This is a genomic window from Croceicoccus naphthovorans (assembly GCF_001028705.1).
Taxonomy (GTDB): Bacteria; Pseudomonadota; Alphaproteobacteria; order Sphingomonadales; family Sphingomonadaceae; genus Croceicoccus; species Croceicoccus naphthovorans.
Genome location: NZ_CP011770.1, coordinates 2,467,278 through 2,486,911, shown reverse-complemented (window position 1 = coordinate 2,486,911; position 19,634 = coordinate 2,467,278). Strand labels below are relative to the sequence as shown.

Annotated in this window: 23 protein-coding genes; 19 read left to right on the top strand and 4 right to left on the bottom strand. The window is 63.3% G+C overall.

From position 1 onward, the window contains the following. The first annotated feature begins 25 nt into the window (after positions 1–25). Positions 26–835 (top strand): CDP-alcohol phosphatidyltransferase family protein, encoded by an 810-nt coding sequence (locus AB433_RS12550; protein ID WP_047824038.1) that lies wholly within the window; start codon positions 26–28, stop codon positions 833–835. On the opposite strand, the gene AB433_RS20565 is transcribed toward AB433_RS12550, so the two are convergent. Next, positions 804–1,304, bottom strand: a complete 501-nt coding sequence (locus tag AB433_RS20565; RefSeq protein WP_156170807.1) for a hypothetical protein — start codon at positions 1,302–1,304, stop codon at positions 804–806. The genes AB433_RS12550 and AB433_RS20565 overlap by 32 nt on opposite strands. A 111-nt stretch (positions 1,305–1,415) precedes the next feature. Here AB433_RS20565 and rpsB point away from each other — a divergent pair, with 111 nt between their 5' ends. Together rpsB and tsf are read left to right on the top strand one after the other, a co-directional pair. After that, positions 1,416–2,174 (top strand): 30S ribosomal protein S2, encoded by a 759-nt coding sequence (gene rpsB / locus AB433_RS12540; RefSeq protein ID WP_047821394.1) that lies wholly within the window; start codon positions 1,416–1,418, stop codon positions 2,172–2,174. 126 nt (positions 2,175–2,300) lie between these two features. Then, entirely contained in the window at positions 2,301–3,224 is a 924-nt protein-coding gene (gene tsf / locus AB433_RS12535; protein WP_047821392.1) for a translation elongation factor Ts, read from the top strand. Positions 3,225–3,300: 76 nt separating this feature from the next. Here tsf and AB433_RS12530 read toward each other — a convergent pair whose 3' ends face one another. Beyond that, positions 3,301–3,522 carry a tautomerase family protein gene (locus tag AB433_RS12530; RefSeq protein WP_047821390.1) on the bottom strand — a complete coding sequence of 74 codons (222 nt, stop codon included), beginning with the start codon at positions 3,520–3,522 and terminating at the stop codon, positions 3,301–3,303. Between the two features lie 196 nt (positions 3,523–3,718). On the opposite strand from AB433_RS12530, the gene AB433_RS12525 reads away from it, so the two are divergent. From AB433_RS12525 to AB433_RS12470, 12 genes are all read left to right on the top strand, one after another. Then, positions 3,719–5,275, top strand: a complete 1,557-nt coding sequence (locus tag AB433_RS12525; protein ID WP_047821387.1) for a winged helix-turn-helix domain-containing protein — start codon at positions 3,719–3,721, stop codon at positions 5,273–5,275. A 95-nt stretch (positions 5,276–5,370) separates the two neighbouring features. Continuing rightward, positions 5,371–6,102 carry a UMP kinase gene (gene pyrH, locus AB433_RS12520; RefSeq protein WP_047821386.1) on the top strand — a complete coding sequence of 244 codons (732 nt, stop codon included), beginning with the start codon at positions 5,371–5,373 and terminating at the stop codon, positions 6,100–6,102. Between the two features lie 20 nt (positions 6,103–6,122). After that, the gene (frr, locus tag AB433_RS12515) at positions 6,123–6,680 is read left to right on the top strand and encodes a ribosome recycling factor (protein ID WP_047821384.1); all 558 of its coding nucleotides are present in this window, start codon (positions 6,123–6,125) and stop codon (positions 6,678–6,680) included. A gap of 83 nt (positions 6,681–6,763) precedes the next feature. After that, entirely contained in the window at positions 6,764–7,408 is a 645-nt protein-coding gene (uppS, locus tag AB433_RS12510) for a polyprenyl diphosphate synthase (protein WP_047824036.1), read from the top strand. Then, a complete protein-coding gene (locus tag AB433_RS12505) occupies positions 7,395–8,192 on the top strand; it encodes a phosphatidate cytidylyltransferase (protein WP_053059147.1) in 798 nt (265 codons plus the stop codon). The genes uppS and AB433_RS12505 overlap by 14 nt, the downstream gene beginning before the upstream one ends. Continuing rightward, a complete protein-coding gene (locus AB433_RS12500) occupies positions 8,192–9,343 on the top strand; it encodes a 1-deoxy-D-xylulose-5-phosphate reductoisomerase (RefSeq protein WP_047821383.1) in 1,152 nt (383 codons plus the stop codon). Before AB433_RS12505 ends, AB433_RS12500 begins: the two co-directional genes overlap by 1 nt. Before the next feature lie 13 nt (positions 9,344–9,356). Beyond that, positions 9,357–10,472 carry an RIP metalloprotease RseP gene (gene rseP, locus AB433_RS12495; RefSeq protein ID WP_047821380.1) on the top strand — a complete coding sequence of 372 codons (1,116 nt, stop codon included), beginning with the start codon at positions 9,357–9,359 and terminating at the stop codon, positions 10,470–10,472. Between the two features lie 206 nt (positions 10,473–10,678). Beyond that, positions 10,679–13,321 carry an outer membrane protein assembly factor BamA gene (bamA, locus tag AB433_RS12490; RefSeq protein ID WP_375782383.1) on the top strand — a complete coding sequence of 881 codons (2,643 nt, stop codon included), beginning with the start codon at positions 10,679–10,681 and terminating at the stop codon, positions 13,319–13,321. Continuing rightward, the gene (locus AB433_RS12485; protein ID WP_047821377.1) at positions 13,321–13,974 is read left to right on the top strand and encodes an OmpH/Skp family outer membrane protein; all 654 of its coding nucleotides are present in this window, start codon (positions 13,321–13,323) and stop codon (positions 13,972–13,974) included. Before bamA ends, AB433_RS12485 begins: the two co-directional genes overlap by 1 nt. Before the next feature lie 23 nt (positions 13,975–13,997). Continuing rightward, the gene (gene fabZ / locus AB433_RS12480; RefSeq protein ID WP_047821375.1) at positions 13,998–14,441 is read left to right on the top strand and encodes a 3-hydroxyacyl-ACP dehydratase FabZ; all 444 of its coding nucleotides are present in this window, start codon (positions 13,998–14,000) and stop codon (positions 14,439–14,441) included. 108 nt (positions 14,442–14,549) lie between these two features. Beyond that, positions 14,550–14,774, top strand: coding sequence for a 50S ribosomal protein L31 (rpmE, locus tag AB433_RS12475; RefSeq protein ID WP_047824031.1), 225 nt, complete (start codon positions 14,550–14,552; stop codon positions 14,772–14,774). A gap of 133 nt (positions 14,775–14,907) precedes the next feature. Further along, positions 14,908–15,858 carry a DUF808 domain-containing protein gene (locus AB433_RS12470; protein WP_047821373.1) on the top strand — a complete coding sequence of 317 codons (951 nt, stop codon included), beginning with the start codon at positions 14,908–14,910 and terminating at the stop codon, positions 15,856–15,858. Here AB433_RS12470 and AB433_RS12465 read toward each other — a convergent pair. Together AB433_RS12465 and AB433_RS12460 are read right to left on the bottom strand one after the other, a co-directional pair. After that, on the bottom strand, positions 15,855–16,409 hold the full coding sequence (locus tag AB433_RS12465) for a GNAT family N-acetyltransferase (RefSeq protein WP_047821371.1): 555 nt from the start codon (positions 16,407–16,409) through the stop codon (positions 15,855–15,857). The genes AB433_RS12470 and AB433_RS12465 overlap by 4 nt on opposite strands. A gap of 22 nt (positions 16,410–16,431) precedes the next feature. Beyond that, entirely contained in the window at positions 16,432–17,064 is a 633-nt protein-coding gene (locus AB433_RS12460; protein WP_047821369.1) for a prolyl hydroxylase family protein, read from the bottom strand. 84 nt (positions 17,065–17,148) lie between these two features. Here AB433_RS12460 and AB433_RS12455 point away from each other — a divergent pair, with 84 nt between their 5' ends. From AB433_RS12455 to gspK, 4 genes are read left to right on the top strand one after another with little or no spacing between them, the layout of a single operon-like run. Continuing rightward, positions 17,149–17,637, top strand: a complete 489-nt coding sequence (locus tag AB433_RS12455; protein WP_082134919.1) for a GspH/FimT family pseudopilin — start codon at positions 17,149–17,151, stop codon at positions 17,635–17,637. 20 nt (positions 17,638–17,657) lie between these two features. Further along, entirely contained in the window at positions 17,658–18,038 is a 381-nt protein-coding gene (gspI, locus tag AB433_RS12450; protein WP_047824027.1) for a type II secretion system minor pseudopilin GspI, read from the top strand. Further along, on the top strand, positions 18,035–18,619 hold the full coding sequence (gene gspJ, locus AB433_RS12445) for a type II secretion system minor pseudopilin GspJ (protein ID WP_047821367.1): 585 nt from the start codon (positions 18,035–18,037) through the stop codon (positions 18,617–18,619). Before gspI ends, gspJ begins: the two co-directional genes overlap by 4 nt. Further along, positions 18,619–19,617, top strand: coding sequence for a type II secretion system minor pseudopilin GspK (gspK, locus tag AB433_RS12440; protein ID WP_047821365.1), 999 nt, complete (start codon positions 18,619–18,621; stop codon positions 19,615–19,617). The genes gspJ and gspK overlap by 1 nt, the downstream gene beginning before the upstream one ends. Positions 19,618–19,634: the final 17 nt, after the last annotated feature.

Here is a 19,634-nt window from a genome sequence, read left to right as displayed (position 1 = left end):
TTTCGACGAAGATCTGGACGACCGCATGGCCGAGCCGGGCGATGTCGGGCCGCGCATCGGGCATGGCGATCGTGCCGTGCCGCGACGTCGCACGCGCGGGCTGACCATGCGGGCGGTGGTGCCCAACGCAATTACGGCGGCGGCGCTGTGCATCGGGTTGACCGGCATTCGCTTCGGCATTGCCGGAGATTGGGATCGTGCCATTCTTGCGGTGCTGGTTGCCGGGTTCCTGGACGGGATCGATGGGCGGATCGCGCGTCTGCTGAAGGCGCAAAGCCGGTTTGGGGCAGAGCTCGATAGCCTTGCCGATTCGCTGTCGTTCGGCGTTGCCCCGGCGCTGATCCTGTTCATGTGGTCGCTTCAGGATCTGCCGCGCCTTGGCTGGTTTGCCGCACTGGCCCTCGCCTTGTGCTGCATGTTGCGGTTGGCGCGGTTCAATGCGCAGATCGACATGGAAGAACAGCCGCACAAGTCCGCCGGTTTCCTCACCGGCATTCCCGCCCCGGTCGGGGCGGGGGTGGCGTTTCTGCCGCTCTACCTTTGGGCCGCGACGGGCGAGCCGATCTTCCGCGATCCGCTTCTGGTCGGACCGTGGGTCATCTTGATTGCGTTCCTGATGATCTCGAACCTCGCGACGCTCAGCTGGACTTCGTTGAAACCGGGGCGCTCGGTGCGGCTCGAACTGATTGCGCTCGTCGGCCTCCTCGGCGCGTTTCTCTTCCTTGAGCCGTGGTGGACGCTGGCCGTCGTGTCGATCCTCTACCTTGCGCTACTACCTTATGGCTGGCTGCGTTATGCCAAGGTCAGGCGGCAACGGGCAGCGGTGCAACCCTGATCGTGGCGCGATCCACCAGCGGCAGGCGATGCACCGTCGCGGGCGTGCGAACGGCGGGACGGGTAGCGACTTCGGGAAAAACCAGCGGCTGACGCACGCGATCGTCGCCATCACGCAGAACCGGCAAAAGATCGAAGAGCAAGCTGCCAACCAGCGCGCAAGCGCCCATGGCTATGACCACGAAGAAAAACAGCGTAACGACCGGCAGCACACTCGACATAGCAATGAACCCCTTTTGTTCCACTGCTTTTTCCGGTATAACGGTAAAGCAGCGTCTGGACCCGACCATCTGGAATGATGGCGCTAGGTACATTTCCTGATTCGCTTTGTTCTCTTTTTGTTCCGATCTGTCAAGTGGAACCGTTTTGGACCCATTCGATCGGGAGCCAAGCCACGGGGCTTTCCTTCGCGGAAAACTGCCGCTAAAGGGCCGCTCGTTCGTAAAGGATTCGGCATCGGGCCGGGTCACGCACGGGCAAATCCACATGGAAGGCACACATACCGGTGCCTTGGCCGGTGCCGACGCGGCGCCAGTCACGGTCATCCGTCTTCCAGAGGCATAACCGGAAAGGAAACGATTATGGCGTCCACTGGCGTCACCATGCAGCAATTGATCGAGGCCGGCGCACACTTCGGCCACCAGACCCACCGCTGGAACCCGCGGATGAAGCCGTACATCTTCGGCAGCCGCAACGGTGTTCACATCATCGACCTGTCGCAGACCGTGCCGCTGTTCCAGCGCGCTCTCGACTTCGTGTCGGCCACCGTGCAGGCGGGCGGCAAGGTGCTGTTCGTCGGCACCAAGCGCCAGGCGCAGGACCCGATCCGCGAAGCCGCGCTGTCGTGCGGCCAGTACTACGTCAACCACCGCTGGCTGGGCGGCATGCTGACCAACTGGCAGACCGTTTCGAAGTCGATCAAGAAGCTGAAGACCATCGAGGAACAGCTTTCGGGTGACACGTCGGGCCTGACCAAGAAGGAAATCCTCGACATGACCCGCAAGCGGGACAAGCTCGAGCTTTCGCTGGGCGGCATCCGCGACATGGGCGGCATTCCGGACGTGATGTTCGTAATCGACGCCAACATGGAAGAGCTGGCCATCAAGGAAGCCAACGTGCTGGGTATCCCGGTCGTCGGCGTGCTCGACACCAATGTCGATCCGACGGGCATCGCGTTCCCGGTTCCGGGTAACGACGACGCGGCCCGCGCGGTTCGCCTGTACTGCGACGCCATTGCCGACGCAGCCCGCAAGGGCGGCCAGAAGGGTGTTGTCGATTCGGGTGTCGACATCGGTGCGATGGACGAGCCAGCCGCCGAAGCGGCTGTTGCCGAGGCCTGATCGGGCTTGATTGAATCTGGCGCGCGGGCGTGATCGTCACGCCCCCGTCATGATTTGCTGTTCAGTGCGCCGGGCCGCAACCGCTGTGGCCCGGCGGCACGATCATTTAAAAAGAGGAACGACGCGATGGCTTACACCGCCGCTGACGTGAAGACCCTGCGCGAAAAGACCGGCGCGGGCATGATGGATTGCAAGAAGGCGCTGACCGAAACCGATGGCGACATGGAAGCCGCGGTCGACTTCCTGCGCGCCAAGGGCCTTGCCGCCGCTGCCAAGAAGTCCAGCCGCACCGCGGCAGAGGGCCTGGTCGGCGTGGCCGTCGAAGGCACCAAGGGCGTTGCTGTCGAGGTTAACTCGGAAACCGACTTCGTTGCCAAGAACGACCAGTTCCAGGACTTCGTCCGCAAGACGACGCAAGTTGCGCTGGGCGTTGACGGCGACGATGTCGAGGCGCTCAAGTCGGCGGCATATCCGGATGGCGGCACCGTCACCGAAAAGCTGACCAACAACGTCGCGACCATCGGTGAGAACCAGCAGGTTCGCCGCATGAAGACCGTCGAAGTCGAGAGCGGCCTCGTCGTTCCCTACATGCATAACGCCGCCGCGCCGAACCTCGGCAAGATCGGCGTGCTGGTCGCTCTGGAGTCCGAAGCGGCTACCGACGTTCTTGAAACGCTGGGCAAGCAGCTGGCCATGCACATCGCCGCCGCGTTCCCTCAGGCGCTGACCGCCGAAGGCCTCGACGCCGAAGTGATCGAGCGCGAGCGCGCCATTGCCCGCGAAAAGGCTGCCGAGAGCGGCAAGCCCGAGAACGTGCAGGAAAAGATGGTCGACGGCGCCGTCGCCAAGTACGCCAAGGAAAACGCACTGCTGAGCCAAGTCTTCGTCATGGACAACAAGACCCCGATCCAGCAGGTTGTCGATCAGGCCGGTAAGGACGCCGGCGCCAAGATCGTGCTGAAGGACTATGTTCGCTTTCAGCTCGGCGAAGGCATCGAAAAGGAAGAGAGCGACTTCGCCGCAGAAGTCGCCGCTGCCGTCGGCGGTTGATCCTTCGATCACGCAAATAGAGCGGGCCGGAAAGCATCATGCTTTCCGGCCCGTTTTGCTTTGCCCAAGGGTGGGTTCAGGCGTCGGCACGTTGCATCGCGTGGATGTCTGCCGCGCCAAGCGGCTGACCGCCGATGGCCCAGTGACCGCCTTCGACTTCGAGGACTCGAACCCAGGTCACGCCGCGCATGACTTCGCCTTCGATTGCGACGACCGCGTCGGTCACGTCCTTGATCATGCGCTGCTTCTGGTCCTTGTCGAAGACACCGTCGATGAGCTGAATGTCGATAAGGGGCATTGTAGTTCTCCTGTATGGCCTTGCTGATGTTCAGTCTTCCGGAGTTCGTTTCCCGGTGACCTGTCCCGTTTAGGCGGGCCCCTTCGCCTCTGCTTGGAGACTGCGTGGAGATTGCGTGGAGACTTTCGCAGGCTTGACTTCACACTCTCCGCCCGCAACGCATCAGGCGGGGCGCATATGGGTAGGGGGCAGTGCCATGACCGTATTTGCCTTCGACGAATTCGAGCTTGATCGCGGCAGTTTCGAGCTGCGCCGCAATGGCGTAGGCGTGGCCATAGAACCGCAGGTCCTGCGTCTTCTGTTCCTGTTGGTCGAGAACCGGGACAGGCTGGTCACCCGCGACGAGTTGTTCGAAGTGATCTGGAAGGGCCGCTTCGTATCCGACACGGCGCTCAGCAGCAGGATCAAATCGGCTCGGCAGGCGCTTGGCGATGATGGCAATGCGCAGCGCTATATCCGGACCGTGCGCGGAGAGGGCTTTCGTTTCGTCGGCAAGCTGTCGGACGAACCGTATTCCGCGCGCGATCTGGCTGCAGGGGTCGCGGTCGTCATGGAACGCTCGCTGGTGGGCGTATTTCCCTTTACGTTCGACCGGGACGAGGCGGCATATCTGGTCGATGGCCTGGCAGAATTGTTGATTGCCGAACTGTCGGCATGGCGATGGTTTCCGATCCTTTCGCGCAACGCGACCGCCGGGGCGAAAGGCGACAGCCTGCTGGATCGCGCACGCTCGCTGGACTTGCGGTATGCCATTTGCGGGCGGGTGATCAGCCATGGCGAGGAGGCGCGCTTGACCGTGGAGGTCGTGGATGTCGCCAGTGGGGAGACGCTTTTTAGCGAAATCTTTGCCGATCGTATCGATGATCTGATTGCGAAGCAGTCGGAAATCGCGCGTTCGATACTGCGCGTTGCCGCGCCAGAGCTTGATGGGGCAGAGCGTCGACGCATCGTGCGGATGCCTGCGCAGAATCTGGGCGCATGGGATCTGACGTTGAAGGCGCTATGGGCGCTGAACTCGCCTTCGCGGGAAAGTCTTGCCTTGGCGCTGGATCAATTGGACTCCTCTATTCGACTTGATCCGGGACTTGCCTTGCCATGGTGCCTGAAGGCGCAGGCGCATTTTGAGATTGGTCTTGGCGGCTGGCTGGGCGGCGATGTTGCGCTTGCCCGCAATTGCTTCAACCAGATGCTGTCGGCGGCACGCGCCTCGCTTGATCTGGACCCGCGCGGGTGGATGGGGCACTCTTTGGCCAGTGCCGGAGAACTGTGGGCGCGTGCCGCATATCATCCCGCCCGATACCATGCGGAGGAGGCGCTTCGCCTTAACCCGAGTGCCGGTCTTGCCCACCATTTTTCCGGCTGCATCGCGGGCTTTGGCGGTGATCCGGCTGCGGCGATCGAGATTCAGGAAGCAGTCTATCTCGTCGATCCCGATTATCGCCATGCGACCGTCATCGAGGCGGACCTGGGCCTGTGGCATTTCCTTTGCGGCGATGTCGAACGTGCGCTTGATCATCTGGATCGTTCGCTTCGGCTGAATTCGGGCAATCTTCGCGCGTTGCAACGACGGATCGCGGCGCGTTTCAGGCTGGGTGACATCGCGGGTGCGGTGGCAGACGGTCGCGATCTGGTGGCGCTGGGCGCGACGTTGAAAATCGACCAGATTCGCGCGTCCTACCCATTTCAGGATGAAGCCCATGCGGATTGCCTGCTGTCCGCGCTGGCCCGGCCAGAGCTGCAGGCACTGGGGTAAATGGCGCAGAACCACCCCCTTTCCCCTTTCCCCCGCGCCCGCCGCGCGCTAGGGACGCCGGTCAGTCGCAATCGCAACCGGGTTCTTCTCGCTCCATGCTTCTTCCAGAGACCAAACGCATCCTCCTGAAGCTGTCGGGCGAGGTGCTGATGGGCGACCAGCAGTTCGGCATCGATACCGATTTCGTGTCGAAGCTGGCCGAGGAAGTGAAAGCGGCCAAGGAAACGGGCCTGGAAATTTGCCTTGTCATCGGCGGCGGCAACATCTTTCGCGGCATGGCGGGCGCGGCCAAGGGCATGGACCGCGCACAGGCCGATTACATGGGCATGCTGGCCACGGTAATGAACGCGCTGGCAATGCAATCGGCATTGGAAAAGCTGGGCGTGGAAACGCGGGTGCAGTCGGCGATCCAGATGGATCAGGTGTGCGAGCCCGTCATTCGCCGCCGCGCCGAAAGGCACCTCGAAAAGGGCCGCGTGGTGATCTTCGCCGCAGGTGTGGGCGCGCCCTACTTCACCACCGATTCCGGTGCCGCCTTGCGCGCGGCCGAGATGCGGTGCGATGCGCTGTTCAAGGGTACCAGCGTCGACGGTGTCTATGATGCCGATCCGAAGAAGGTCGCCAGCGCCACCCGCTATGATCATATCGACTACGACACCGTCCTGGCCGAGAACCTGAAGGTCATGGACGCAAGCGCGGTTGCGCTGTGTCGCGACAATGCAATTCCCATCGTCGTCTTCTCCATTCGCGAACGCGGCAACCTTGCCCGCGTGCTGGCCGGGGAAGGCACCCAGACAATCGTCGGCACCGGCCCGAACCCGGCCTGACGCACCAGAGAGGACCAGACATGGCCAAATACGACAAGGCAGACATCGAGCGCCGCATGAACGGCGCCGTGGAATCGCTGAAGGGCGACCTTTCGGGCCTGCGCACCGGGCGCGCCAACGTCTCGCTGCTCGATCCCGTAGTGGTCGAGGTTTACGGCGCGATGATGCCGCTGAACCAGGTCGCCTCGGTCACGGCCCCTGAACCGCGCATGCTGTCCGTGCAGGTCTGGGACAAGTCGAACGTAATCGCGGTGGAAAAGGGCATCGCCCACGCCAACCTCGGCCTGAACCCGATGATCGACGGCCAGACGCTGCGCCTGCCGATGCCCGACCTGACCGCGGAACGCCGCAAGGATCTGGCCAAGATTGCCGGTAAATATGCGGAAGCTGCGAAGATCGCGATCCGCAACGTACGGCGCGACGGCATGGAAGCGTTGAAGGAAGACGAGAAGAAAAAGGAAATCTCGGAAGACGATCGCAAGCGGTCGGAGGATGAGGTCCAGAAGCTGACCGACAAGTACGTCGCCGAGGCCGACAAGGCCGCAGAGGCGAAGGAAAAGGAAATCCTTAGCCAGTGAGCCCTGATCGCGTCTTTGGGGCCGCGCCCCGATTGGCGCAGGGGTCGCGCGGGGGGCGTGACGCTCGCCATGTCGCGATCATCATGGATGGCAACGGGCGCTGGGCGAAAAAGCGCCTGCTGCCCCGTGCGATGGGTCACAAAAAGGGCGTGGAGGCGGTGCGGGGTCTCGTCCGGTCGCTGCGCGATACGCCCTTAGAGGCGCTGACCCTCTATGCGTTCAGCACCGAGAACTGGGGGCGACCCGCCGACGAGATCGCGGATCTTACCGCGCTGATGAAGCACTTCATCCGCAACGACCTGAACGAGATCGCCGAGGCGGGCGTGAAGTTGAAGATCGTCGGCGATTACTCGGTGTTCGACGAAGAAGCCGTGGCGCTGATCGAAGGCGCCTTGGAACGGACGAAGGATAACGACGCAGTCACGCTGGCCATCGCGTTGAATTACGGTGCGCAGGCGGAAATCGTGCGCGCGGCCCGTGCCGCCGCCGCAGAGGGTGAGATCACCGAGGAGGCGATTGCGCGCCACCTCGACACTGCGGACCTGCCGCCGCTCGACCTGCTGATCCGCACCAGCGGCGAAGTGCGCTTGTCGAACTTTCTGTTGTGGCAGGCTGCCTATGCCGAGCTTTATTTTACCGATGTGCTCTGGCCCGATTTCACCCCGCGTCATTTTGCCGAGGCGCTAGACCATTTCGCGGGACGGGAGCGGCGCTATGGCGGACGGTGAGATCAGCGCAGAGGCACCCGGTCCGGTCGAACCGGGGCACGTAAAGCCCGAAGGTCCGCGCAAGACCGACCTTGGCGTGCGGGCGATGTCCGCCATCGTCATGGTCGCCGTGGCGGGGTTTTGCCTGTGGATGGGCGGCTTGCTGCTCGACGCGTTTATCGTGATCGTCGCGGGTGTGGCCTATTGGGAATTTCAGCGGCTGGTCCGCCGCATGGGCATCGAACTGGGCCATTCGGCGGGCAGGACGCTGGCGTGGACGCTGGGCGGGGCGCTCTACATGGGCGTGGCCGCGTGGTTGATGACGACGGTGCCCGCGATACTGGTGGTGCTGGCCATCGCGATTACGGCCTTCGTCGATACCTTTGCCTATTTCTCGGGCCGGACATTCGGCGGGCCGAAGATCGCGCCATCGATCAGCCCGTCCAAGACATGGGCCGGACTGGGCGGCGGCGTCGTCGGTGCGGCGCTGGCGCTGGTGCTGTTTCTCTATACTGCGCACATCTGGGCGGCGGGTTTTGGCGAGATGGGCGTGCCCGGCAATTCGCGCGACACCTATTTCGTGGTGTTCGGCGGGGCGGAACTGATCGTCTCCGCGCTGGCCGCGGGCGCGGTGCTCGCCATTCTGGCGCAAGCGGGCGACTTCTTCGAAAGCTGGATGAAGCGGCGGGCGAAGGTGAAAGACAGCTCCACGCTGATCCCCGGACATGGCGGGGTGTTCGACCGCGTGGACGGCTTGCTGCCGGTGTCCATCCTGATCGGGCTGCTCGCCCTCTTGGCGGCGTGATGCGCACGATTTCGATCCTTGGCGCGACGGGGTCTGTCGGGGCCTCTACGCTGGACCTGATCCGGCGGGATCGGGACAAGTGGCGCGTCGTCGCGCTGACCGCCAATCGCAGCGCGCGCGAACTGGCGAACCTGGCGCGCGAATTCGGGGCAGAGGTTGCGGTTGTCGGCGATGAAAGCTGTCTTGCCGACCTGCGCGAGGCTTTGGCTGGCAGCGGGGTCGAGGCGGCTGGCGGTCCCGATGCTCTGGTCGAGGCAGCGGCGCGCGGCGCGGAGATGACCGTTGCGGCCATTGTCGGTTGTGCCGGCCTTGCCCCGACGATGGCGGCGATTGAGAAAGGCGGCTCCATCGCGCTGGCCAACAAGGAAGCGCTGGTGTCCGCAGGCGAGGTAATGACCGCCGCGGTCGAACGACACGGTGCAACGCTGCTACCCGTGGATTCAGAGCACAACGCGATCTTCCAGTGCCTGCATGGTGAAGACCTGAACGATGTTCGCTGGATCACCCTGACCGCCAGTGGCGGCCCGTTCCGCGACGCCTCTCGCGCAGAGATCGAGGCCGCGACCCCGGCGCAGGCGGTGGCCCACCCGAACTGGGACATGGGCGCGAAGATCAGCGTCGATTCGGCCACGATGATGAACAAGGGGCTGGAGTTTATCGAGGCGCACCACCTGTTCCCCGTCGGGCTGGACCGGCTGCGCATCATCGTCCACCCACAGTCCATCGTGCACTCCATGGTCGAATACCGCGACGGATCGACGCTGGCGCAGCTTGGCCCCAGCGACATGCGCGTCCCCATCGCCAGCGCACTGGCATGGCCGGGGCGCATGGATACCCCGTGTGAGCCGCTGGATCTTGCCCGTATCGGCACGCTGACCTTTCGCGCGCCTGACGAAGACCTGTTCCCCGCCACCCGCGTCGCCCGCGAATGCGCCAGCGCCGGGGGCGCCGCGCCTGCCGTGCTCAACGCCGCGAACGAGGTGGCCGTGGCCGCGTTTCTTGCCGGTAAGATCGCGTTCACCAAGATCGTGGCACAGTGCGAAGACGTGCTGGCCAAGGGCATCCCCGCCGCACCCGCGAGTCTGGAGGAGGTTATTGCCGTCGACGCAGAAGCCCGCCGCAAGGCGCAAGGCCTGATGGCCATAGTCTGACGGAATAGGCACGATGTTCGAAAACCCCAATCTTTTCACCGCCATCGTCGGCTTCATCGCGGTCCTTGCGCCGTTGGTGGTCGTGCACGAACTTGGCCACTACCTCGTCGGACGCTGGTTCGGCGTGAAGGCAGAGGCATTCTCGGTGGGATTCGGCAAGGAAATCGCCGGTTTCACCGATAAGCGCGGCACCCGGTGGAAGCTGTCGGCCATCCCGCTGGGCGGTTACGTGCAGTTTGCGGGCGACATGAGCCCGTCGAGCCAGCCGACCGACGAGTGGAAGGCTTTACCGGAGGCTGAGCGCAACCAGACGTTTCAGTCCAAGGGGCTGGGAGCGCGTGCCGCGATCGTCGCGGCGGGGCCGCTGACCAACCTGCTGGTCGCGATCATCATCATGGCCGGGTTCATCATGGCCTTCGGCAAGATCGTGGCCGAGCCGGTCGTGGGCGAAATCTACGCCGAATCGGCTGCTGCCGAAGCCGGGATCGACATCGGCGACCGCATCACATCGGTGAACGGCTCCGCTATCGATTCGTTCGACGACTTGCGTGAGCTTATCGTGCCCTATCCCGGCGAAACCGCCACGCTGACCTGGCTGCGCGATGGGCGCGAAATGCGCGCCGACATTGTGATCGGCACGCATGTAGAGGTGGACCGTTTCGGGAACCGCTTTGAAATGGGCCGCATCGGCATCGCCGCAAACGCGGTCGATGCGGTTGAGGTCGGCCCGCTGGAGGCGGTCGCCGAAGGCACGCGCCAGACGCTGTCGATCATGAAGTTGTCGGCGGTCGGCCTGTGGCAGATCATCACCGGCAGGCGCGGTCTGGACGAGCTGGGCGGGCCGGTCAAAATCGCCAAATACTCGGGCGAACAGCTGGTGCAGGGCTGGTATGCCTATATCGGTTTCGTGGCGATGATCTCAATTAACTTGGCATTCATTAACCTTTTGCCAATCCCCGTCCTCGACGGCGGGCACCTTGCGTTTTACGCGATAGAGGCGGTCCGCCGCAGGCCGGTTTCGGCGAAGGGTCAGGATTGGGCCTTTCGCACTGGTCTTGCGCTGGTGCTGGGCCTGATGGTGTTTGTGACGTTCCTCGACATCAGTTCGCTCAACATATTCGGGAGCTGACCCATTTCATCAAAGTTTCGGCCATGCCGGACCCCGTCTGCCGGGGCCGCAATCGCGGATAATCACGCCATTCGGCTTGATCGCCCGTCAGCCATCGGGCACAGGGCTTTCCGCGCCGGGGGCCGGGCCACCTCCGCTCTTTCGGCGGTGAACCTATCGGCCCGGCAGGTATTCGCGGACACGCGTTTGGACGGGAAGGTTGCTTGATGGCCGTAAAGCCAGATTTTTCGCTGCGTAACACCGGGTTTGGTAACGGTGGGATGCGCGGTGCCATGCTGACGGCGCTGCTTGCCGGAACGGCGCTCGCCCCCATCCCGGCCTTCGCGCAAGAGGTAGAGGCCGAGGCAGAGGCGCAAACGCCCGCGCCGGTCGTGCCCGATACACAGGTCATCCGCTCCATCGCGGTCGCCGGGGCCCAGCGGCTGGAGCCGCAGACGATCCTTTCGTACATCAAGATGCGCCCGGGCGACGTCTATACCGCCGCCGCGGCCGACGCCGCGCTGAAGGAGCTTTACGCGACCGAGCTGTTCTCGGACGTGAAGATCCGTGAAGAGGCTGGCAACGTGGTCATCCAGGTGACCGAGAGCCCGATCATCAACCGCATCATCCTTGAGGGCAACAAGCGCCTGAAGGACGACAAGATCCTGCCCGAGATCAAGCTGGCCCCGCGCCAGATCTATACCCGGTCGAAGGTTCGTGCCGACGTCAACCGCATCATCGAACTGTACAAGCGGCAGGGCCGCTTCGCCGCCACGGTAGAGCCGAAGGCGGTGCAGCTGGATCAGAACCGCGTCGATATCGTCTTCGAGATCAAGGAAGGTCCGAAGTCCAAGGTCCGCCAGATCAATATCATCGGGAACGAGAACTTCTCCGACGGCGAATTGCGCGGCGAAATGCTGACCAAGCAGACCGGGTTCCTGTCCTTCATCAAGGGCGGCACCAGTTACGACCCCGACAAGCTGGCGTTCGACCAGCAGAAGCTGCGCCAGTTCTACCTGACCGAAGGCTATGCCGACTTCCGCGTCGTGTCCGCCGTGGCAGAGCTTACGCCCGACAAGGAAGACTTCATCATCACTTATGTGGTGGAAGAGGGCGACCGCTATAAGTTCGGCGACGTCAGCGTCGATTCCGAAATTCGCGACTTCGATTCCGAACGGCTGACCTCGAACCTGCCGATGGATACCGGCGACTGGTACAACGCCAAGATGGTCGAGGACACGATCGAGGGCCTGTCGGAAACGATTGGTGCCTTCGGTTACGCCTTCGCCAGCGTGGAGCCGGAGTACAAGCGCAACAAGGAAGACCTGACGATGGACGTCAACTTCCGCATCGGGAACGCGCCGCGCGTCTATGTCGAATCGATCGACATCAACGGCAACACGCTGACGCAGGACAAGGTGATCCGGCGCGAATTTCGCCTGACCGAAGGCGACGCGTTCAACTCGCTACAGGTCAAGCGGTCGACCGCGCGCATCAACTCGCTGGGCTATTTCCAGGAAAACTTCGAAGTTGGGCAGGAACAGGGCAGCGCGCCCGACCGCATCAAACTGGTCGCCAACGTAGAGGAAAAGGCGACCGGCGAACTGCAGCTTTCGGCAGGTTTCTCCAGCCTTGAAAGCTTCATCCTGCAAGGATCGATCCAGCAGCGCAACTTCCGCGGACGCGGCCAGACGGTCGGCCTGTCGCTGAACTACTCGCGCTATTCCAAATCGGCGCAGGTCAGCTTTACCGAACCTTATATGTTCGATTCGAACATCTCGTTCGGTGCGGACATCTATCGCCGCGATTACAACAGCTTCAACTATTTCCGGAACGATCGAAACAACACGTACGAAAACTCGACGACGGGCTTCTCGTTGCGCGCCGGTACGCCGTTGTCGGAATACATGACGCTGATCGGGCGTTATACGCTGAATCTTGAGGACGTGACGCTGGGTGATCGCTATTTTAGCGATCTCGACGGTGACGGTGATGTCGAATGTAACGTTTTCCAGGCGGGTCGGTATCTGTGCGATGCTGTCGGTAAGCGGACCAGTTCCATCATCGGTACGTCGCTCGTTTACGACAGCCTAAATAACCGCATCCGCCCCAGTCGGGGTGAGCGGATTGTCGGCAATCTCGATTTTGCGGGCCTCGGCGGCGACGTCAAATACGCTCGCGCTCGGCTGAATGCGGCCAAGTATTTTCAGGTGCTGGGCAATTTCGTGTTTTCGGTGCAGGGGGAAGGCGGTTACATCAAGTCGCTGCAGGATCGGAACCGTCCCGGTGTGGACGATGTCCGCCTGACCGACCGGTTCTTCCTTGGCGAGCCGGAGATGCGCGGGTTCGACATTCGCGGGATCGGTCCGCGCGTGGTGCGCAAGCCGGTGACGGATGGTGTCGTCAACGAAGATCGCGATCAGTGGCGTGATGACGCGCTGGGTGGGAAGATGTACTACCGTGCCCGCGCAGAGCTCGAAATACCGCTTGGCGCGGGTGCGCGCGAATTGGGTCTGCGTCCGTCGATATTTGCCGATGTCGGTGCGGTCTTCGGGTTGAAAGACCCTGTCGTGAACAACATCTATTCCGAAGCGACATACAACGAAGCTGGCGAACCGATCCTCGACTCTCAGGGGAATGCAGTTACCATTCTCTCCACGCGCCCCGTCGATGGCCAAGGCAATGAAAATACACTCCGCTTCGTCGAGGAATACCTCGGCGATACGCCCAAGCCGCGCGTTGCCGTTGGCGTCGGCGTCAGCTGGAATTCACCGTTCGGGCCGCTCCGGCTCGATTTCTCAAGGGTTCTGCTGAAGGAAGATGGGGACGATCCCAAGACCTTCAGCTTCAACGTAGGGACGCAGTTCTGATGAAAACCACGCACAAGATCATGGCCGCCGCGCTTGTTGCCGCGACGCCCGTCGCGCTTCCGGTTGCCGCCACCGCACAGGTCGCGCCCGGCATCGCCGTCGCCAACCCCGATGCGATCGTCGTCAATTCGGCCGCCTACAAGCTGGCCGAGCAGCAGCGCCAGACGACGTACAAGCCGCAGCTGGACCAGGCCGAACAGCGCCGCGCCGCGATCGAAGCGCAGCTTCAGCCGCTGCTGACCAAGTACCAGACCGACGCTCAGGCGGCGAGCCCGAACCAGGCATCGCTGCAGCAGCAGGCGCAACAGATTCAGCGTATCCAGCAGTCGGGCGAGGCGGAACTGAACCGCATTCTTCAGCCGCTGGCCCTGTCACGTGCCTACGTTCTCGAACAGATCAGCGACCGTCTGCCCGCCGCGATGGAAGCCGCGCAGAAGCGTCGCAAGATCACACTGGTGCTCAACCCGGCTGCCGTGGTTGCCGCCGACCAGGCTTATAACCTCAATCAGGATGTCCTGACCGAGCTCGACCGCGCGCTGCCGCAGGCGCAGCTGGTGCCGCCCGCCAACTGGAAGCCGGCTGCCCAGCGACAGGCCGAAGCGCAGCAGGCCGCTGCCGCGCAGGGCAACGCTGCCGCCACCGGCGGCCGCTAAGCGCGATTGAGGGGGCATACTCGATGAGCGACACCGGTTTCGACCTGACGAAAGTGCTGGAACTCCTGCCGCATCGCTATCCGATGCTGCTGGTCGATCGGGTCGTTTCGCTGGATCCCGAAAGCGAGATTCACGCGGTCAAGGCCGTGTCGTTCAACGAGGATTTCTTTCAGGGCCACTTCCCCGGCAAGCCGATCATGCCCGGTGTGTTGCAGGTAGAGGCGTTGGCGCAGGCGGCGGGGCTGCTTGCGGTCAAGGCGCTGGGCCTCGAGGGATCGGGCAAGCTGGTCTATTTCCTCGCCATCGATCAGGCGAAGTTCCGCTCTCCGGTAGAGCCGGGCCATCTGCTCGACCTGAAAGTGAAGTTCATTCACAAGCGCGCCCGCATCTGCAAGTTCGCGGGCGAGGCCTCGATCGACGGCACGGTAACTTGCGAGTGCGAGTTCACCGCGATGATCGAAAAGTAGGGCCGGCCCTCCACGCTTGCAATTCCCGCGGCTCACCGCTATGCGCGCCGCTTTCGCGAACACCCCGTGTTGCCGGTCGGAACCGGCGCATCAACGGAGATTACCGCCATGAAGGCCGATACCCATCCCGATTACCACATGATCAAGGTGCAGATGACCGACGGCACCGTGTTCGAAACCCGCTCCACCTGGGGCTCGGAAGGCGACACGCTGACGCTCGAAATCGATCCCACCAGCCACCCGGCATGGACCGGCGGCAACCGCGTGGTGAACGAAGGCGGCCGCGTGGCCCGCTTCAACCAGCGCTTCGGTGGGCTCAAGCTCAAGAAGTAAGCGGTTCGAGCATACCGAACACGATGGGGCGGCCCTGCGGGGCCGCCCTTTTCGTTTTGGGGTGCGCACGCTAAGCGGGAACCAGGCAGGGGGCGAACCGTCTGTCCGGGACAGTTCTTCGAAAGGAAATGCCTTGCCCTCTGGCTTAGTCGCGCTGCTTGACGACGTATCCCTGATCGCCCGCGCCGCCGCCGCCAGCATGGACGATGTCGCCGCCGGGGCCGCCAAAGCGGGGTCAAAGGCAGCGGGTGTCGTCATTGACGATGCGGCGGTCACGCCGTCTTACGTTACCGGTTTCACGCCGCAGCGCGAATTGCCGATCATCTGGAAAATCGCCAAGGGATCGTTCCGCAACAAGCTGCTGATCCTGCTGCCCGCCGCGCTGTTGCTCAGCGAATTCCTGCCATGGGCGATCACGCCGATCCTGATGATGGGCGGGCTGTTCCTGTGTTACGAAGGCGCGGAAAAGATCATCGAGAAGCTGGGCGGCGACAAGCACGGCAAGACGCTGGACGACAAGATCACCGACGTTGCTGAATTTGAGCGGCAGCGTGTTGCGGGCGCGATCCGCACCGACCTGATCCTTTCGGCAGAGATCATGGCGATCTCGCTGAGCGAAGTCGCCGGTAGTTCGTTACTGGTGCGCGGTGTTGCTCTGGCTGCCGTGGGTATCGGCATCACCGTGCTTGTCTATGGCGCGGTGGCCTTGATCGTGAAGATGGACGATATCGGCCTCCACCTGAAGCAGCGCGCGTCACAGACGGCAAAGAGCGTTGGCGATTTCCTGCTCGCGCTGATGCCGAAGCTGATGATCTTCCTGTCGATTGTCGGGACTGCGGCGATGTTGTGGGTTGGCGGCGGCATCGTGCTGCACGGCACGCACGAATTGGGCCTTCATGCCCCGTCAGACATGGTCCACACCGTGCAGCACGCAGTCGAACACGCGACCGGTGCGCTATCGGGTTTGCTAGGCTGGCTGACTTACGCAATTGCCTCGGCCTTTCTTGGCCTGATCCTTGGCGCGGTGATCGTGTTCTTCCTGCACAAGCTGCCCGCGATGATGGGGCGCAAGCCCGCACACTAAGCCGTGCGTGCAGCCCAATCGCTGGCCAGCATGCCCATCGTGTGCTGGTCGATCCATTCGCCATCCCACAGCAGCGCATGGCGGCGGGTGCCTTCGTGAACATAGCCGACTTTTTCGTAGGATCGGATTGCCCGCGGATTGAACGCGAAGACGCCCAGTTCGATGCGGTGCAGGCCGACCTCTTCGATGCCAAATCGGGTCAGCAGTTCCATAGCCTCTGTCCCGTAACCCTTGCTGCGGGCCTCCGGATCCCAGATCACGATGCGGATGTTGGCGCTGGAATTGTCTTCGTCGACTTCGTTCAGCACGACTTCGCCGACCATCCGGCCATCGACGGTAATCGCATAGTCCCAGCGGTCGTCCGCCTTTGCAACGCGGGCGCAGTGGGCGGCAACGCGGTCATAGGGGAATTCGCCGTGGCTGCCGGTTAGGCGATTCGCTTCCGCGTCATCCATGCCGCCAAACACGCAATCGGCATCATCCGCCGTGATCGGTCGCAAAACGATGCGCGTTCCGGTCAGTACCGGTTTTCCCGGCTTTTTCAGTTTCATGACCAACCCCCTGGTGTCGCGCCTATTTCCAGGGACGCTCCCTGTACCACTGCGTTATCACGTATTTAACGCCCTTGCGCACCTTCATCCCGTGGTGGAGCGTGGCGGGATTGGGGGTGCCGTCGGCGCGCATGTTGTTCCAGCAGACCAGGCGACCGGCCTCGGGCTGAAAGGTCTTGCCCGCGACCTTGAACCGGGTCGCACCGCCCGCTTCCGGCTCGTTGAGATAGACCATGAAGGTCCAGGTACGCTGTCCGGCGACGCTGCAATATTTCTGGAAGTCCGCGCCGGTGGGTTCGAAATAGTCGGTGTGATTCTTGAATTCCTGCCCCACATCGTATCGCTGACCTTGCGAGGGCTCGGCATAGGCGATGTCGATGCCCGATATACGTGTGAACAAGTCGCGCAGCGCCTGCACCTGCGGATCGTCGGGCGGCAGGTCGCAGGTCTCGCTCGTGCGGAAATAGTCGTCGCCGTTAGGGTCGGCGATGGTCGAAGGGCGGCGCTTTGTGTCGATCAGCGCGATCAGGTTGGCGCGCATAGCCTCGGGCACGAAGTCGCGCACGGTAAACAGCTCCAGCTTGGGCGCGGGCACTTTCTGCACCTTGGGCCATGATCGCACATGGGCCGTCACCGCTTCGCCGAAATCCGTCATCGTTCAGGCAGATAGGTCATCGATGTGACTTCGCCAAGCCAAGCTTGCGAGGTGGACGACAGTGGCGCATAGCCTCATCCCGCCATGCCCCGCCTAACCGGACCAGCCCGCCCGCGCAACGGTTTCAGCCTGATAGAGCTGATGGTCGTGCTGTTCATCGTCGCACTGATGACCGGGATCGCCTTGATGACGCTGCCCGATGGCCGTGCGGACCTGCGGCGAGAGGCGGAGCGGTTTGCAGCGCGCACCATTGCCGCGCGAGACCAGGCGATTACGACCTCCGCGTCGGTTTCGGCGGTGGTCGGCCCGGCAGGGTATTACTACGAGAGGCGCGTCGATGGCCGGTGGTTGCCGCTGGATGGGCGCGCGTTGGAGGCGACCGACTGGGAACGCGGCACGGTCGCCGCTTTCGAAGGGAAGGGTGCGGACGAAGGCGATTCCGCCAACCGCCGGATCTTGTTCGACCCGCTCGGCCTTGCCAGCGAAGATGCGCGCATTGTCCTGTCACATGACGGCAACGCAGTGGTCGTAGTCCTGCGCCGCAACGGCGAAATTGCCGTGACCGCGCCGTGAATGTCCGCCCGAATCAATCCATGCCCAACCTCCGCCGCAACGGATTTACCCTGATCGAACTGCTCGTCGCGTTGGCGATTTTCGCCATTGCCGGGCTGACGTTGATGCGGATGGAAGGCGCGTCGATCGCCCGAACCGCCGATCTGGATCAGCGGTTGTTGCGAGAGGTTACCGCGCAGAACCTTGCCGCTGAGTGGCTGACCGATCCGATCCCACCCGCGCTGGGCGATGATAGCGGAGAGGTCGCCAATGCCGGGCGGCAGTTCGCGTGGAGCCGGACTGTCGACGCGCCGGAAGAATTCGCGGGCACGATCCGCATCGTCCTTTCGGTTCGCGAAACCACGCCGGGGCGTGAATCGAGCGCGGTTACCTACGAATTCTACCGGATCGCGCCGACATGAGGCGTAATGGTTTCACCCTCGTCGAGATGCTTGTCGCGCTCGTCATTTTCGCGGTGATCGCGGGTGGGGCGCTGGCGATGCTGCGCTTTTCGGTCGATGCCGAGATTTCGGGCCGTAATGCGACGCAGCGAATTGCCGATCAGCGGCGCTTTATCGCGGTCTGGACCGCCGATCTGGCGCAGGCGGCCGCCCGTCCCGCACGGGATGAGGGCGGGCTGATGCACGCGGCGATGGAGGACGGGGCAGACGGCGCGCTGATCGCGCTGACGCGCAGCGGCTGGGACAATCCCGGCGGAGAAGCGCGTTCGTCTTTGCAACGCGTGATCTGGCGGGTCGAGAACGGGCGGCTGGTGCGCATCGGCATGCCGTTCACCGATGGCGCATCCCGGCCCGAACCTTCGCCGATGGCGCAAGTGTCGGGACAGCCGCGCCTGCGGTTCCGCGCGCCTGAGGGGAATTGGATCGACCGCTGGCAGCCCGAAAAGCAGACAGACCTGCCGACGGCGGTCGAACTGCTGCTGCCGCAGGCCGACGGAACCGAGTTGCGCATCGTCGCGCTGGTGGGATCGAACTACCAGTGATGCGGCGCGCCACACCCGAATGGATGCGCGCGAAGGGGCGCGGGGCGGCGCTGCTTTCGGTGCTGTTGCTGGTCGCGGTCATGGCGGTGATCGCGGCGATGATGCTGGAACGGTTGAACCTTGCCACGCGGCTGGCGGTCAATGCACAGGCGATGGCGCAGGCGCGGCTCTATGCGCTGTCGGCGGAGAACATCGTCGCATCGCGGCTGGGCGCACTGGTGGCGATTGATCGGACGCGGACAGTCGATCCCGGCGGGTTGCTCGATACCGCGACCCCGCTGCCGCTCTCGCGCGGCAGCGTGACGGTCACCGTCAGCGACCGGGGCAACTGCTTCAACGTCAACGCGCTGGTTTCTGGCGAGGGCAAATCGACGCGGATGAACCTCAGCGCGCTGAACCAGTTCCGGCGGTTGATGGACCTGCTGGAAGTGCCTCCCGATCAGGCGATCATCGTTAGCGATTCGCTGGTCGACTGGATCGACAGCGATCAGGACCCCCAGATCAACGGGGCCGAAGATGGGTACTATCAGGGGCTGGCCACGCCCTATCGCACGCCGGGTCGCCGGATCGTCGACATTACCGAGCTTCGCGCCGTGCGGGGGATGGAAGAGCCGATCTTTCAGCGTCTGCGCCCGTGGCTCTGCGCATTGCCGGGGGGCGAGGATGCGGTGATCAACCTCAACACCCTGCGCCCGGACCAGGCCCGGCTTGTCGCGGCGCTGACCCCGGATACGTTGGATGTGAACCGCGTGCGCGCCCTGCTCGAATCGCGTCCGGCGACCGGGTGGCAGTCGCTGTCCGCCGCTATCGCACCGCTGGCCGCGCAGGGGGCGCCGATCGGGCCGTCTCAGATGCGGCATCTTGGCGTGGCGAGTCGCTGGTTCGAGGCACGCTTGCAGGTCCAGGTCGATTCGGTTGTGTTGGAAGAACGCGTGCTGATCGACGCGCGGCTGGAGCCGGCGCGGATCGTGTCGCGCAGTTGGGGTGAGGGGGGCTGACGGCCCGCGTAATAATA

Bases quoted from the DNA above. Each gene is read 5' to 3' on its own strand.
- gspJ (WP_047821367.1), top strand. From the start codon at position 18,035: ATGAGGCGTAATGGTTTCACCCTCGTCGAGATGCTTGTCGCGCTCGTC.
- rpmE (WP_047824031.1), top strand. From the start codon at position 14,550: ATGAAGGCCGATACCCATCCCGATTACCACATGATCAAGGTGCAGATG.
- rpsB (WP_047821394.1), top strand. From the start codon at position 1,416: ATGGCGTCCACTGGCGTCACCATGCAGCAATTGATCGAGGCCGGCGCA.
- tsf (WP_047821392.1), top strand. From the start codon at position 2,301: ATGGCTTACACCGCCGCTGACGTGAAGACCCTGCGCGAAAAGACCGGC.
- AB433_RS12465 (WP_047821371.1), bottom strand. From the start codon at position 16,409: ATGAAACTGAAAAAGCCGGGAAAACCGGTACTGACCGGAACGCGCATC.
- AB433_RS12505 (WP_053059147.1), top strand. From the start codon at position 7,395: ATGGCGGACGGTGAGATCAGCGCAGAGGCACCCGGTCCGGTCGAACCG.
- frr (WP_047821384.1), top strand. From the start codon at position 6,123: ATGGCCAAATACGACAAGGCAGACATCGAGCGCCGCATGAACGGCGCC.
- gspK (WP_047821365.1), top strand. From the start codon at position 18,619: ATGCGGCGCGCCACACCCGAATGGATGCGCGCGAAGGGGCGCGGGGCG.
- rseP (WP_047821380.1), top strand. From the start codon at position 9,357: ATGTTCGAAAACCCCAATCTTTTCACCGCCATCGTCGGCTTCATCGCG.
- pyrH (WP_047821386.1), top strand. From the start codon at position 5,371: ATGCTTCTTCCAGAGACCAAACGCATCCTCCTGAAGCTGTCGGGCGAG.
- AB433_RS12500 (WP_047821383.1), top strand. From the start codon at position 8,192: ATGCGCACGATTTCGATCCTTGGCGCGACGGGGTCTGTCGGGGCCTCT.
- AB433_RS12550 (WP_047824038.1), top strand. From the start codon at position 26: ATGGCCGAGCCGGGCGATGTCGGGCCGCGCATCGGGCATGGCGATCGT.
- uppS (WP_047824036.1), top strand. From the start codon at position 6,764: ATGGATGGCAACGGGCGCTGGGCGAAAAAGCGCCTGCTGCCCCGTGCG.
- gspI (WP_047824027.1), top strand. From the start codon at position 17,658: ATGCCCAACCTCCGCCGCAACGGATTTACCCTGATCGAACTGCTCGTC.
- AB433_RS12525 (WP_047821387.1), top strand. From the start codon at position 3,719: ATGACCGTATTTGCCTTCGACGAATTCGAGCTTGATCGCGGCAGTTTC.
- AB433_RS12530 (WP_047821390.1), bottom strand. From the start codon at position 3,522: ATGCCCCTTATCGACATTCAGCTCATCGACGGTGTCTTCGACAAGGAC.
- AB433_RS12460 (WP_047821369.1), bottom strand. From the start codon at position 17,064: ATGACGGATTTCGGCGAAGCGGTGACGGCCCATGTGCGATCATGGCCC.
- AB433_RS12485 (WP_047821377.1), top strand. From the start codon at position 13,321: ATGAAAACCACGCACAAGATCATGGCCGCCGCGCTTGTTGCCGCGACG.
- fabZ (WP_047821375.1), top strand. From the start codon at position 13,998: ATGAGCGACACCGGTTTCGACCTGACGAAAGTGCTGGAACTCCTGCCG.
- bamA (WP_375782383.1), top strand. From the start codon at position 10,679: ATGGCCGTAAAGCCAGATTTTTCGCTGCGTAACACCGGGTTTGGTAAC.
- AB433_RS12455 (WP_082134919.1), top strand. From the start codon at position 17,149: ATGCCCCGCCTAACCGGACCAGCCCGCCCGCGCAACGGTTTCAGCCTG.